At 56.2% G+C, this 14,200-nt stretch carries 10 protein-coding genes; 8 read left to right on the top strand and 2 right to left on the bottom strand.

The annotated features are described in order from the left end of the window. The first annotated feature begins 210 nt into the window (after positions 1–210). The 6 genes from BLU75_RS27830 (at position 211) to BLU75_RS09885 (ending at position 6,999) form a co-directional block, all read left to right on the top strand. On the top strand, positions 211–471 hold the full coding sequence (locus BLU75_RS27830; protein ID WP_231982636.1) for a type VI secretion system contractile sheath small subunit: 261 nt from the start codon (positions 211–213) through the stop codon (positions 469–471). Between the two features lie 177 nt (positions 472–648). Then, positions 649–1,353, top strand: coding sequence for an HPP family protein (locus BLU75_RS09905; RefSeq protein WP_084376754.1), 705 nt, complete (start codon positions 649–651; stop codon positions 1,351–1,353). A gap of 149 nt (positions 1,354–1,502) precedes the next feature. Next, a complete protein-coding gene (locus BLU75_RS09900) occupies positions 1,503–2,597 on the top strand; it encodes an enoyl-CoA hydratase/isomerase family protein (RefSeq protein WP_084376755.1) in 1,095 nt (364 codons plus the stop codon). Positions 2,598–2,612: 15 nt separating this feature from the next. Then, on the top strand, positions 2,613–3,764 hold the full coding sequence (locus tag BLU75_RS09895) for an acyl-CoA dehydrogenase family protein (RefSeq protein WP_084376756.1): 1,152 nt from the start codon (positions 2,613–2,615) through the stop codon (positions 3,762–3,764). Between the two features lie 214 nt (positions 3,765–3,978). Beyond that, entirely contained in the window at positions 3,979–5,985 is a 2,007-nt protein-coding gene (locus BLU75_RS09890; RefSeq protein ID WP_084376757.1) for a hypothetical protein, read from the top strand. A 15-nt stretch (positions 5,986–6,000) separates the two neighbouring features. Beyond that, positions 6,001–6,999: a carbohydrate binding domain-containing protein gene (locus BLU75_RS09885; protein WP_084376758.1), complete on the top strand. Its 999-nt coding sequence runs from the start codon at positions 6,001–6,003 to the stop codon at positions 6,997–6,999. 165 nt (positions 7,000–7,164) lie between these two features. Here the strand turns inward: BLU75_RS09885 and BLU75_RS09880 are convergent, their stop codons facing one another. Next, the gene (locus tag BLU75_RS09880) at positions 7,165–9,090 is read right to left on the bottom strand and encodes an RCC1 domain-containing protein (protein ID WP_130909193.1); all 1,926 of its coding nucleotides are present in this window, start codon (positions 9,088–9,090) and stop codon (positions 7,165–7,167) included. 104 nt (positions 9,091–9,194) lie between these two features. Then, positions 9,195–11,120 (bottom strand): RCC1 domain-containing protein, encoded by a 1,926-nt coding sequence (locus BLU75_RS09875; RefSeq protein WP_172832070.1) that lies wholly within the window; start codon positions 11,118–11,120, stop codon positions 9,195–9,197. 490 nt (positions 11,121–11,610) lie between these two features. Here BLU75_RS09875 and BLU75_RS09870 point away from each other — a divergent pair, with 490 nt between their 5' ends. After that, positions 11,611–13,605, top strand: coding sequence for a methyl-accepting chemotaxis protein (locus BLU75_RS09870; RefSeq protein WP_084376761.1), 1,995 nt, complete (start codon positions 11,611–11,613; stop codon positions 13,603–13,605). A gap of 77 nt (positions 13,606–13,682) precedes the next feature. Then, the gene (locus BLU75_RS09865; RefSeq protein ID WP_084376762.1) at positions 13,683–14,132 is read left to right on the top strand and encodes an SRPBCC family protein; all 450 of its coding nucleotides are present in this window, start codon (positions 13,683–13,685) and stop codon (positions 14,130–14,132) included. The last annotated feature ends 68 nt before the right edge of the window (positions 14,133–14,200 follow it).

Below are 14,200 nucleotides of genomic sequence, written 5' to 3'. Positions count from 1 at the left end.
GGGGATTATCGAGAAGAGTCCTACGCCTGTATCAGTAACGGCCTGTATGAGCGCCCCTTCCGGCGTCTATAGGCCAGCGGTAAACTCACTGTGCACTGTGAGTTACTTAATTACCACCACCTGCATACTTTCGTTCAGCGGCTACAAACAGCTGAAAGCGACTCAAGCCGAGCTATCCAGGGCACATCTATTTTTCAGAGGAATACTCTTGTGTCTGATAAGCAATCGCGTGTCTCCGCATTCCCTGCAACCCTGTGTGGTGAGCGTGTGAATGTCGGTTATATACAGGTTCCCTCCCTGAATCGATTGATGGAGTTGCGCGATGCCCTCGTCGCGCTCAAGGGGCCGTTAGCCAATGACCCGCAGTTGCGGGAAAATGTACAGAAACTGCTGATCAATGCCGAGAATCACGAACGAGTGCTGGGCAAGGTCAGCGTGCCAGCCGGGCCACGGACACCGGTGGGGGAATGAAAGGATTGATCAAGCAAAATTAATGCACTTGACCTGCATTAATATGCATTGGAAATGAGCCAGTCAGGTCGGCACACTGCGTCGGTTCCTCCCCCAAATGCAGGAACATTCGAAGGGCTTTACGGGAAACCGAAAGGCCCTTTTTTTCGCCCGCTTTTTAGATTGGATGTTTTTGCAATGCTCGCTCGCTGGTTACCCGCTGCCATCAATACTCGTCCCGCCGAATGGAGCCGTGCCGCAATTGGCATGGCACTTGGCACCCTGTTCAGTATCTGGGTATGCGCCCAGGTGTTCGGTCCTGAGGTCGCTCTGCACTTGCTGGGTCCGTTGGGTGCATCGGCTGTGCTGTTGTTTGCCGTGTCATCGGGGGCTTTGGCCCAGCCGTGGTCGATTGTCGGCAGTTACTTGTGTGCCAGTGTGGTGGCCTTGCTGGTGGCCCGGGTGTTGGGGCGTTCCTTGGGCAGTGCTTGCCTCGCTGCGGGGATGGCGTTGATCCTGATGTGCTGGCTGCGTTGCCTGCACCCGCCATCCGGTGGCCTGGCAATGACCCTGGTGCTGGCCGATCCGGCGTCCATCGCCCTGGGTTGGCTGGAAGTCGGCCCCGTCATGCTCGGGGCTGGTACGTTACTGCTCACGGCACTGGCTTATAACAACCTGACCCGCACCCGTTATCCCAAGGGTGCCAGCGAACCCGCGCTGGTGCTGGAAACACGTCCCCGGGAAGTCGACCCGAAGATCACCGCGGTCGACCTGGAGCAAGCCCTGGCGCAGATGGAGCAGTTTTTCGACGTCACCCCGACTGAACTGGAACAACTGATCCATATCGCCGAAGACCATGCCCGCCGCCGCAGCATTGGCGAAGTCCTGGCGGAACGCGTGTAGAGCCAGGCTTCAGCGATCGCTCCACTGCATAAATGCAAAGACGACCTGCAGGATTCCGACTTGTAGCGGGCAAATTTGCACTGGTAGGATCCGGAGATGGTTCGTCCGCGAACATTTGGCTATAGAACAATAAAAGCAGGGAGTTACAGATGACTGCTCAGGCTCCATCACAGGCGACGCGCAGCGCCGAATCCGTTCAAGACGAGGTCCTCGCCGAAGTGCGCAACCACATCGGCCACCTCACCCTCAATCGTCCTGCCGGCCTCAATGCCCTCACCCTGGACATGGTTCGCAGCCTCACCGGGCATCTTCGCGCCTGGGCTGAGGATTCGCAGGTGCTTGCCGTGGTGCTGCGCGGCGCGGGCGAAAAGGCGTTCTGCGCCGGTGGCGATATCCGCTCGCTCTACGACAGTTTCAAAAATGGCGACACCCTGCACCAAGACTTTTTCGTCGAGGAGTATGCCCTTGACTTGTTGATTCATCATTACCGTAAACCCGTGCTTGCGCTGATGGACGGATTTGTTCTCGGTGGCGGCATGGGATTGGTCCAGGGCGCGGACCTGCGAGTGGTCACCGAGCGCAGCCGACTGGCGATGCCGGAAGTGGCCATTGGCTATTTCCCGGACGTGGGAGGCAGTTATTTCCTGTCGCGGATTCCCGGCGAGCTGGGCACCTACCTCGGCGTCACCGGGGTACAGATTCGTGCCGCCGACGCCTTGTATTGCGGGCTGGCCGACTGGTATCTGGACAGCGCCAAGCTCGCGCAACTGGACCAAAACCTCGATCGCCTGCAATGGCAGGACTCGCCTCTCAAGGATCTTCAGGGCGTCTTGGCCAAGCTCGGACAGCAGCAGTTACCTGATGCGCCGTTGGCTGTGTTGCGTCCGGCGATCGATCATTTCTTTGCGCTGCCCGATGTGCCGAGCATTGTCGAGCAACTGCAGGCGGTGACCGTGGCCGACAGCCATGAATGGGCGTTGAGCACCGCACAGTTGATGCAGACCCGCTCACCGCTGGCCATGGCTGTCACCCTCGACATGCTACGCCGTGGACGCCATCTGGCGTTGGAAGCGTGCTTTGCCCTGGAACTGCACCTGGACCGCCAGTGGTTCGCCCGTGGCGACCTGATCGAAGGCGTGCGTGCCCTGTTGATCGATAAGGACAAATCCCCACGCTGGAATCCGTCGAGCGTGCGGGCACTCAGTGCCGAGCACGTCGACAGCTTCTTCAGCGACTTCCAGTAAAACGGGAACTATGTAATGCAAGATATTGAATTTACAGAAGAACAAGTCATGATCCGCGACATGGCCCGTGACTTCGCCCGTGGCGAAATCGCGCCCCATGCCCAAGCCTGGGAAAAAGCCGGCTGGATCGACGATGCCTTGGTGGCAAAGATGGGCGAACTAGGCCTGCTGGGCATGGTAGTGCCGGAGGAATGGGGCGGCACCTATGTTGACTATGTTGCCTACGCGCTGGCGGTGGAAGAAATTTCCGCCGGTGATGGCGCCACGGGCGCATTGATGAGTATCCATAATTCAGTGGGTTGCGGCCCACTTCTCAACTACGGCACACAAGTGCAGAAAGAAACCTGGCTGGCCGAACTTGCCAGTGGCCAGGCCATCGGTTGCTTTTGCCTGACCGAACCCCAGGCGGGTTCCGAAGCCCATAACCTGCGGACTCGCGCCGAACTGCGCGACGGCCAGTGGGTGATCAACGGCGCCAAGCAGTTTGTCAGCAATGGCAAGCGGGCCAAATTGGCCATTGTGTTTGCCGTGACCGACCCCGAGTTGGGTAAAAAGGGGCTCTCCGCGTTCCTGGTACCGACCGACACACCGGGCTTCACCGTGGACCGCACCGAGCACAAAATGGGCATCCGCGCCTCGGACACCTGCGCCGTCACCCTCAATCAATGCACGGTACCCGAAGCCAACCTGTTGGGCGAACGCGGCAAAGGCCTGGCGATCGCCTTGTCCAACCTGGAAGGCGGCCGCATCGGGATTGCCGCGCAGGCGTTGGGTATCGCTCGCGCAGCCTTTGAAGCAGCGTTGGCCTATGCCCGTGACCGGGTGCAATTTGACAGGGCAATCATCGAGCACCAAAGCGTTGCCAACCTGTTGGCCGACATGCAGACCCGCCTGAATGCGGCACGCCTGCTGATCCTACATGCCGCACGTCTACGCAGTGCCGGCAAACCCTGCCTGTCGGAAGCCTCCCAGGCCAAGCTGTTCGCGTCCGAGATGGCTGAAAAAGTCTGTTCTTCAGCGATGCAGATCCATGGCGGATACGGCTACCTGGAGGATTACCCGGTTGAGCGCTATTACCGCGACGCACGCATCACCCAGATTTATGAAGGCACCAGCGAGATTCAGCGAATGGTGATCGCCAGGGAACTGCGGCACTATCAGCTGTAGGCGCTGCGGACTGACCTGAGCAAGGGCTGCCCAGTAGCCCTTGCTGACGCCGAAAACTCGCTACACGCCAGGCGTCTGGGCCTTGCCTGCGCTTGCCATTCGTCGTAACTGTCAATTCTGACAGCTAGACACTGTACCTGGTACTGACGTCTCCTTTGCCTTGCGTGCGCATACGTTCGCACCTAAGCGAATTTCCTCTGCAAGGAGCGTCCCCATGTCCTTTCCACTAACGCCTCAACTGTCTGACGGACAAGCGAATCAGCCTTCCTCCGGCCAGGCACCCGCCACACCCCAGGTATCTCGCCGGATCGAAGATCTGGATCCGCCCTACTCGGCTTACCCTGCCGTCGACCTGACAGCGGCCCTTTATCCTGAAGCCGGCATCTGGGGGATGGGCATACGCCACGTTGACTCGCACGCCCGTTGGGTCTTCGAGAAGTGGTTCAACTGGAATCTCAACGATTACTATGCCATCCACCTCAATGACCCGAACAATCCTGCAGCGGCGGATATCACCCAGGATGATCGCGCCCGTTATGAGCTGTTCGTTCCCAAAGAACATGTGCCCGAAGGCGAGATCAGCGTTTTCGGTCGACTCCTGCGGGTCGCTAGCAACCAGGAAAGCACCTCGCCCCCACAGATCTATTTGATCAAGAGCACCCGCCCTGGCGGGACCGATCGAGACCCTGGATGCGAGTGGCATACAGGGTTGGTCATGAACGTTGAAGGCTTTCCGGAAGGCGCCATCGTCAATCCGGAGAATACCCGTGACGGCGTATGGTGCTTGATCGAACGTTATGAACATGTGCGCAAGAACGACGTGATCGAACTGTCCTGGGACGGTATTTTCGTCCAGCACACCGTCAGTCCCGCTGAAGCCGCCGAGGCAGGTGCCATCCGGGTTTTTGTCAGCAAGGCGATTATTGATCAAGGCGGTCAACTCGGCGAACTGACTCTGCGTTTTCGCGTGCGGGACGTGGTGGGGAATTTTTCTGGAGAGAAGTATCAGTACTCCAAAGCCTATACGCTGAACAGTGAGCTGGATCCGAGCCTGCTGAGCCCGCCGATTTTCCTGATCGATGGGGCTGAATCCACCCAGGTCGACTTTGATGCCCAAGCTGAGTCGACGTTTGAAGTGCTCGCCTTGACACCTCGACAATTTCCCGCCCCGGTTCCCAGCTACAAAATCGCAGTGACCTTGTTTGCCACCCTGGCAGATGGCACACACCAGGCATTCCCGTTACCCGAGGTCATTGATGAAAACCTGGGGGTTACTTACGTGACGATTGCCCGCGAGACCATCGGGTCGTTGGTGGGTGGTTCATTTCGGGTCTCGTTCCAGTGGTTAAAGCCCGACAGCTCGGCATTATCCGGCAGTACCACGGTTACCGTCATCGGTACGCTGGTGTTGATGCCGGCTGTCACTGTGGCGCCCATTGAGCTCGGGATGATCGACCCCGACCATGACGTGACCGTCACCCTGCCTCATTACCAACCGCACAACAAGGACTGGCTCGAGACGCTCGTCATCGAGTACCGGCAACCGGGCGGCGGCAGTGAACTTTACACGCAGCCCCAATTGGCGGACGTTCAGGGCGGCATTCGGACGGTCACCAAAGAAACGTTGCAGCGCTTCAATGGGCTGGGCACGGTGTATTTTTACTACCAGGTCAACGACGGCGCAGCCCGTGATGTTGGGAGCGGGACCCTGGAGATTCGCAAATCGCAGGAGTTTGCAGCTCAGGTGGGCGAGCGAATCGCCGAAATGCCCGTGCCCATCCTGCAAGGCGTCCAGGGGAATAACATCAACCCGGCAGATGTCCCGGGGCCGAGTGTACTCTTGACGTTGCCCTATACCGGCACACTTACCGGGGATTTGATCCACTGGAACTGCATCGGCTCAGGCATTGACGGCTCGCTCAGTAACACCATTCAGATCAATGGAGGTACCGCAGGCCAGCCCTTGGTGTTTCCAGTTGATCGACTCATTCTGGACAACAACCTCAACGGCAGCCTGCGCATCAGCTACAGCCTGCAGCGAACCGAACCGTTGCTGACGCTGCGCTCGGAAGTGCTCAACCTGACAGTAGGCATCGGTGTGCAACTGGAGCGCCCCGTAGTCGAGGAAGCCCAACCGTCATCGGATCAGCTTGATCCATTGGCTGCACTCGACGGGGCCCATGTGAGGGTGCAGTACCAGCCGATGCTGGTGACCGATTAGATTCAAGTCGAGTGGTTGGCCGCCGACGGTATTGGCAGCATAACGGTTCCCGTGCAAGGGGAGCCTGCCACGGGCGTCGTATCGGCGCTGATTCCTGCGCGTGTCGTTGCCCAGGGGCTTCGTGCGGGCGGTAATCAAGTGAGTGTTCTGTATCACTTCACCCGCGGCACCTTTCGGTACGAATCCGAGACCGTGGTTCTGAACTTATTGCCGCTCACAGGCCTGCCCGCGCCCTTCATCGAAGGCATAGGCGATGAGCAAGATCTGGTGCTGTCTAATCTGCTGGAAGGTGCACGCACCCTGACCGCACCCTGGGATTTCATTCACCCTGACAGTCGTGTCTGGATGGAATATCGGGGGACGTTTGCCGATGACCAACCTTACAGCGAAATGACCTATACCTCCCACAGACTGGGGGAAGACGATGCGCAGTTCGGGTTACGACCTCCTGCGCCGATTGAGGCGTTACAACGACTGAAAAACGCTTCGCCGCTGACTATTCAGGTAACGGTAGGTTTCAGTGAAAGCCAGGATATTGCGTTTGCGGTTCCCTTCCCCACCCGAACCTACAACATTCGAGTTGATTACTTCAGCGACCTGACAGATTTCTTCGGTTACAACTGGAATGGGTGGGCTAACGTTGTCGATGGACGAGGGGCGCTTGTCGTGGAGGGGGCGGAAAATGTGGTTTGGCGGGCTTCAAAGAGCGCTTCCGACAACCTGGAGCCTGGGGTGCAAAAAAGCTATATCGATTTAAAGGCAAACACACAGTATGAAGTCAGCTTTTATTGCAAGACGACGGGCGATGCCTCTCAAACCACGGCCAAGATTGAATTTGCAGGCGTGATAGTCCCTAAATCGGTGACGCCTGACCGAAATTGGGAGAAGTTCAGCCACACCTTCACGACGCCGGCAACGCCTCCCATCCAAAGCCAGACCGCGAAAATTTCCTTCTCAATCAATAGGGATACGACCTTCTTCATGGATAGAATCCAGGTTCGGGAGATACATTGAGCTCAAACGCAGCAATCCGGAGCGGTCTGACGGCCGCAGTGAGGCAAGCAGCGAACAGTTTGCCTCATTGGTAATATCACACCAGCCAAAGCCACGGTAAACAGCGACACGAAAATAACCCGCGATATACGCGGGTTATTTTTTCCTGTCGCCGGGTGAGGTGTATTATTTTGCGCTCGGATCGTAATGTTGATTATCCACATTGCCTCCCCATAGCACATAAGTGCCATCTGTTCGTCTTGCGGCGAAAGATGGGTCGATGGGCTCCGGTCTAGGCGGTGGCGGCGGTGGCGGCGGTGGAACGGGACGTGTCACGTATGGAAAACGCTTGATGGAATACAACTCCACCACACCACTGCGCAAGAATTCCGCTAGCTCAGGAGGAATCTCGCCCGCATCCTCCATTGCCAACGTTGCTCCCCATACAGAAACCGCTCCCTCGGTCCCGCCTTGAGTGGTAATGACCCCATAAGCGCCATTGGTGCAGTAAACGTCGCGAATCAGGCTGGCCATCAGTGTTTGATATAACGCCGTGTTCATCGTACCGCCATGAGTGGCATATCCCGTCAGCACAATCGACTTGGTTCGACCATCGTGATAACGGCCGAGCAGAAAAAAACTGACATCGTTTGCGTACAAGTTCAGATAGCCATCGTTAGTATTGACTCTGGAAGAGACGTTTCTGCGTCGTCTTTGCACGTTATTCTTATCACCCTTGCGGGGTGGGTAGCCGGGCGAGGGTTGGGCGGCCTGCAAGGCAGCTTTATATTCCCTTTTGGCTTTAGCCGGGAGCGGGGCGCCACCATAGAGAGGAGCCCCCCACGCTTGGGCTTGGCCACTTTCGTTGGCCATAATAAACGCCCACCGGGCAGCCTTGCAGATAACGATATTCCCTCTCGTCGCCAGCGCTTGGGCGCTGGCATGCATATCGCCCCCTTCAACCGCCCTGCCCCAGCTGACAGCCCGGCGTTTGTCACGGGTAATGGCACAAAATGCCGCGGTCGCGGCAATGACAGACTGTACGCCGCCGTCGTCGAGAATTCTTTGCAACCTGTCAGGTGGAATGGTACCCCCGCCTGTGGCTTGCCCCCACACGGCTATGTCCCCGAACTCATCTATTGCACAGAAGGAAACCGCCGACGCCACGATCCTCGTAATAAACATGTTATCCAGTTGTGCCCTGACATCCGCAGGAATGCTTCCGCCGTTGTTGGGCTGCCCCCACGCATAAACCTTGCCGCGTTCAGTTCGGACGGCAAATGCATCATCGGCGGTGTAGATCGCGGCGGGTGGGTCAAACCACAACGCTAGCTGGATATCGTCCGGAACCGTCGCGGCAGGATTATTTAATAGCCCAATGGCGCCAATCCTGTTCTCTCCGTCAGCAGGATTTTCGTAAATGAATGCAAACGCGCTTCGCGTGCTGTAGACCGACTTGACTCCCTGCAGAGGAGGCAGATTGGCCGGAACAGTATTACCCCAGCACAACAGTTGGTTGGAGGTGGCAACAGGTACAAGCGCGGCAAAGCTGACCTCTGAAGAAAACAGTTTTACCGCTTTGTTGTTTTTCAGGAAATTTATGATTTCAGGAGGGACCGGTAGCCCCCAGCCAGTTTGCCCCTCGAGATGAATATCGCCAGTAGGGGGATGAAGCAGTGCGAATACCCCGCCTGTGGAAACAAATATCCTGTCTGAAGGTTCAGGAATGTGGAAGGAAAAATTTCCGCGCTGCTTTAAATAGCACCATTCATTCTCCTCATCAGAGATACCTTGGAAACCTGAACTTATTAAATAGGCTTTCGAAAATACCTCGGGGCCCTGCTCGCCAACCGAGTTAACCGGAATGACAGAAAACTGCAATTGCTTATCAGCGTCGGCAGACTGGAGTTTAAAGTCGAGTTGCCCTTCATCCGTCAGCCGTTCGCCATTGATATGCCAATAGAACAGAGAGAGTCCCTCAGGATCACCTCCCTGGCTATCATAAGTGTAGAACCCGCGTACAGTCGAGCCCACATTGACGTCGCCCACTATTTCCACATCAAGGGCGACTGGGGCCAGGACTGAGGGAGCAGAGCTTTTGGTTTTTTTCATGTTTGTCATCTCTAGAGTGAGTTTCCTGCTGAAAACACAGTACGTATTTCCTGAAAGTCTGTGGGGTTCCATCCCATCAGACTTTCCTCACGTGTGATTCTGCACTAAGAAGAGGGGACGAATAACTCGTCAACCACATTAGTTCCACCACCCCATATGGCGTAACTACCATCGGCTCTTCTGGCTGCAAATGCCGAGGCGAGTCGTGAACTGGTCGGATAGGCCGGCGGCATAAATTTCATCGAGTAGAGCCCGCGCACGTCGTGCCGCAAATAGTCTGCCAGCTCCTCTGGAATTTCTCCGGCATCTTCGTTAGCGGTGCCCCCACCAAATGCGTTGACCGCGCCAGTGACGGAACCTTGAGTGCTGATGACCCCATAAGCGCCGTTAGTACAATATACAGCGGTTATTAAACTTGCCCTCAGTACTTGCCAGACATCGGTAGGAATAGTGCCGCCACCTGTCGGCTGCCCCCAACTGAATAATTCTTTGGTACTACCATCCGGCTCCTTTGCCACCATGAAAAAACTCGCATCATTGGCGTAAAAATTAATGGTTCCTCCATCAGGTAGTGTAATTTCAGATGGATTACTTCCAAGCATTGAGTCAGGCTCACAGATACATTGATGCAACGGCAGAGCCCTATTTCTCTCGTACCAACTTTCAACCTTCATTTCATTGAACAGCGTCTGGATACGTTGTTTTTGTCCACTCTGATCCAACACTTTGCCAGCATCATTTTCTTCTGCTGTACCATCTTCCAGTGTGCCGCCACCATAACCCGCCTGGCCCCAAGACTCGGACTCTCCGGCACTATTAACCATGCAAAACGCCCAAGCCGAGCCTCGACATAATAAAATATTGCCACGGGAGGCCAAATTCAGGGCCGCTTCACTCATTGTCCCGCCATAGTCTGCGCCCCCCCAGCTGATCGCTTTTCCCCGCTTTTTGGTGATAGCGCAAAAAGCATTGCGATTGGCGACTACCTGAACGACGCCATCTAGATCGAAGATTTGCTCAAGCTGTTCGGGTGGCAGGACCCCGCCTCCCACCGCGTCCCCCCAAACCACAGGGTGTTTTATCTCAGGATCCCCGTTGCCGTACGGTCCGATTGCGCAGAATGCACTTGCCGTGGCAACAATTTTTTCAACATTTATATTCTTTAAAGTAGTTTCAGCATCACCTATCACCCCACCGCCTGTAGCGCTTCCCCATGTATGAACACGGCCTTTAGATGTGAGTACCGCAAAAGCGTTTTCCGTTGCGTAGATTGCCCTAGGTGGGTCGAAGAATAAGGCTTGTTGAACTGTCGCCGGTACCAGGCCTCCATTCGCGGCATCGCCGATAGCGCCAATTTTATTACTTTCCTGTGGCGGACTGTCATAAATAAATGCAATGGCGGTACGGTTAGCATAGACAGATTTAACATTATTTAGATCAAGTTCTGGGGGGATATTGTTCATATTTTCGCCCCATAACAGCAGGCGCTTGGTGCTGCCTAAAACCGGAACTAACGCTGCGAAATCACGTTCGGTTGAAAACATTCGAGTGGCCGGGTTGTTTTTTAAGTACGTTTTAATTTCTTCCGGAGGCTCTCCGCCAAACGCCTTTAGGCCCTTGACATGGACGCTTTGCGTTGTGCCATCAGTGAGTGAAAATGCCGCAGCACTGGCAACGAAAACTCGATCTTTTGGATCGGGAGCGTAAAACGAGTACTGCCCTGTTTGTGACATAAAGCTATTACGATTTTCCTCTTCGGTAATATTCTGATAGCCGTTGAAAACATCAATTTCTAGAGAACATGTTTCTACCCCTGATTCACCACTGGCTGACATGGGCACAACGGCGAATCTGATTTTTGCGCCAGCCATGGCGGCAGTAATTGAAAAATCCAGTGAATCATTCGTAGTTAGATATTTTTTGCTGTTAATATACCAATGATATGTCGAACCTGATTCCGCTTGTGAGTGTTCATAAAAATAACTCCCCCGCACCGTACCTCCGGGCGTGGGCTCACCTATAATAGTCACATTCGTAGCGACAGGAGCTGCGCACATAATCTTGATTCCTTGAGTTGAGCCTTGCCAATCAAGACTCCTGCAAAACACCGCTTCCCTTTTATCAATTACGCTTAATCGTGCAGTGAAATCAGTGCGGGGATTTAGCATAAGTTCAATAGGGTATTAATAGTTGGCGCTGCAGAAGGACATGTGTCTACTGTCATATCTGACAGGTAGTGCCACCGTTTGTCTGTTTTTAACCGTTATATGATCCACGGTGGGAGGCCCGGCTGGTTGCCCTGACAGGCCGCAAGGTTCGCCAGAAAAGGCACCTGAAGCACTATCAGATTTAACCCGCTGCCATTGAATCGCCGGCGTGTGCGTCCGCGGCTCAATGCCTGGCTCAGCCCGCGTTACTTTCTTGTACGATCGTACCTAAAGCTCCTTGCTCCCAAGCCGATACTTCTATGAAGCTCTTAAAAAGCTGCGTCGATAATAAACGCTTCGCAAGGACCGTCCCATGCCCTCACTACGCTCCATTCAAGCTCGCTACACCTTGTTTCTCGTACTGTTCGTCCTGCTGTTATTCATCTTGACCGTGGTTGGCATCGGCCAACTTGTGGCCCCCAAGTTGCGTCACACCGAAGAACAGGTCGCCCTCAACCGCATTGCGGAAGTGGCCGAACAGATTCAGGGCGAATTGAACAAGGTCCAGTCTCAGCAACGTAGCATCACCCAGACCATCCCCCTGCTCGACAGCGATGCCATCGACAAGGTCCTGCCGGGGCTGGTGGACCAGTACGGCGAACAAAAGGTATTTGGTGGCGGCATCTGGCCCCTACCCGACCAGCGCACCCCGGGGCGCAATAAACACAGTACGTTCTGGCACCGTGATGCCTCGGGCAAGCTGATAGTCAACACTTTCTGGAACAGTGACGCGGCCCCCAACTATTACGACCAGACCTGGTACAAGGGTGGCCTGCAATCGCCTGCTGGCCAGTGCGCCTGGGCCGCGGCTTATAAGGATGACGCCAGCGCCCAGCCACGCACCAATTGCGCCATGGCCATTGCACGCGATGGCGTGCCTTACGGTGTCGCCACCATTGATGTGACGCTGGGATTCTTCAACGATCTGGTGGCCAGCAAGGAGAAAGACATCGGCGGGCAGATGCTGATCGTCGAGGGGGACGGCAAAATCATTAGCAACAGCTCGCGGATCAGCGGCCCGCAGGTGTTGAAAAACATCAGCGAACTGACGGCCACCTCGGCCTTTGCCGCGCAGGTCAGCGCTGGCCTGGCCCATCGTGATCAACCGTTGCAACGCAGTGAATTCGACAATCAGGGCGTAGCCAGCACGTTTTTCATGCGCCCCATTGAAGGTACGCCCTGGTTCCTGGCCACCGCCCTGCCCACCTCACTGATCACCGCCCAGCGCGATGATGTGCTGGGAACCCTGAGCTTGCTGCAAATCCCCATGGTCTTGTTGCTGGTGCTGCTGCAGGTCTACGCCATCCGTCAGTTAGTGCAGCGGATGAAAGCCCTGAAGACCAACATTGACGCGCTGTCTACGGGGGATGCTGACCTGACCCGACGGATCACCGTCCGCGCCGAAGATGAGCTGGGTGCCATTGGGCATTCAGTCAACCGTTTTATTATCTATCTGCAAAACATGATCGGTGAAGTGACCCAGGCCACGGGGGCCATGTCCTCGAGCCTGGCGCAATTGCAGCAGGCCTCGGTCCAGACCAATCAGATTCTGGTGCGCCACGCCTCGGAGACCGATCAGACCGTGACCGCTATCAACGAGATGAGCTCGACCGCGGATACGGTGGCTGAAAACGCCGCCGAGACGGCTGCCTTCACTCAGCGCGCCAATGAACACGCTGACCGTTCGCGGCTGGTGGTGGATGAGGCCTCGCGCAGTGTCGGAGCCTTGATCGGTGAAGTGTCCAGTGCCACCCAGACCGTGGAAAACATGCGCCAGGACGCCCAGCGCATCACTGAAACCCTGGACGTGATTGGCGCGATTGCTGGCCAGACCAACCTGTTGGCACTCAACGCAGCGATTGAAGCGGCGCGGGCCGGCGAGCAGGGACGTGGCTTTGCGGTGGTTGCCGATGAAGTGCGCGCCCTCGCCGCCCGGACCCAGGCCAGTACCTCGCAAATCAATGAAATGCTCGGCCGCCTGACGCTGGGGGTCAATTCTTCGGTGACCGCGATGGAAAACACCCAAGTCAGTTGTCAGTCGGCGGCGGACGCCACGGCGAGGGTCAATACGGGGCTGGATGAAATGGCCGGTTCGGTCAGTCACATCAATAACCTCAGTACCCAGATCGCCACCGCGGCCGAGCAACAAAGTGCAGTCACCGAAGAGATCAATCGCAGCATGGTGCAGATCCGACAGATGGTCGACGAGCTGGTCCAAAGCGGTCAAGCCGCCGCGCACAACACTCATACCCTGGTGCAGGCCAACAGCCAAGTGATCGCCCTGATGAGCCGCTTCAAGGTGCGCTGAAGATACCCGGCCGACTCCCGTGCGTTGTGCGGGAGTCGGTCTATCCTGAAAGTTCCTAGCCGTACAGGAGGTGTGTCATGAATTCAGTTGAGCACCCGGTTCGCCTTGAGCGGATCAGCCAGGAACGCTATATCCAGGCCCCTATAGAAGCCGTCTACGACTATGTGACCCAGCCGGATCGCTGGCAGGAGTGGCATCCGACGTCCTTGAGTGCCGATACCGGTACGACAGGCTCGCTGGCTGCTGGACAACGGTTCACCGAAATAATCGACTTGCTGGGCGTGCGTGTGCCCATGAGTCACCGGGTGCAAGTCGCGGTTGCGCCACGGGAGTTCCGGGTGGTGTTCACCTCGCTGGCCGTCGATGGCTGCATTCACTACCTGCTCCAGTCACAGGGCGGCGGCACTCTGTTCAAGCGGATTCTGACTTATGAGACCGAGTTGCAACTCACCAGCTTGCACGCGCGCATGATTGAACTATCGAATCAGGCGCTGGATCGTCTCAAACAGCGTCTGGAAACTTCCTGACCTGACACAATTGTCATCTCCACCTCAGTTTGCCGACAATCGCCCGAGGCTAAGCTGCAGGGATTTCG

Source organism: Pseudomonas mucidolens, assembly GCF_900106045.1.
GTDB classification, from domain to species: Bacteria; Pseudomonadota; Gammaproteobacteria; order Pseudomonadales; family Pseudomonadaceae; genus Aquipseudomonas; species Aquipseudomonas mucidolens.
This window is presented reverse-complemented; position numbering and strand designations above follow the sequence as displayed.

Bases quoted from the DNA above. Each gene is read 5' to 3' on its own strand.
- BLU75_RS09905 (WP_084376754.1), top strand. From the start codon at position 649: ATGCTCGCTCGCTGGTTACCCGCTGCCATCAATACTCGTCCCGCCGAA.
- BLU75_RS09900 (WP_084376755.1), top strand. From the start codon at position 1,503: ATGACTGCTCAGGCTCCATCACAGGCGACGCGCAGCGCCGAATCCGTT.
- BLU75_RS09895 (WP_084376756.1), top strand. From the start codon at position 2,613: ATGCAAGATATTGAATTTACAGAAGAACAAGTCATGATCCGCGACATG.
- BLU75_RS09890 (WP_084376757.1), top strand. From the start codon at position 3,979: ATGTCCTTTCCACTAACGCCTCAACTGTCTGACGGACAAGCGAATCAG.
- BLU75_RS09880 (WP_130909193.1), bottom strand. From the start codon at position 9,090: ATGAAAAAAACCAAAAGCTCTGCTCCCTCAGTCCTGGCCCCAGTCGCC.
- BLU75_RS09870 (WP_084376761.1), top strand. From the start codon at position 11,611: ATGCCCTCACTACGCTCCATTCAAGCTCGCTACACCTTGTTTCTCGTA.
- BLU75_RS09865 (WP_084376762.1), top strand. From the start codon at position 13,683: ATGAATTCAGTTGAGCACCCGGTTCGCCTTGAGCGGATCAGCCAGGAA.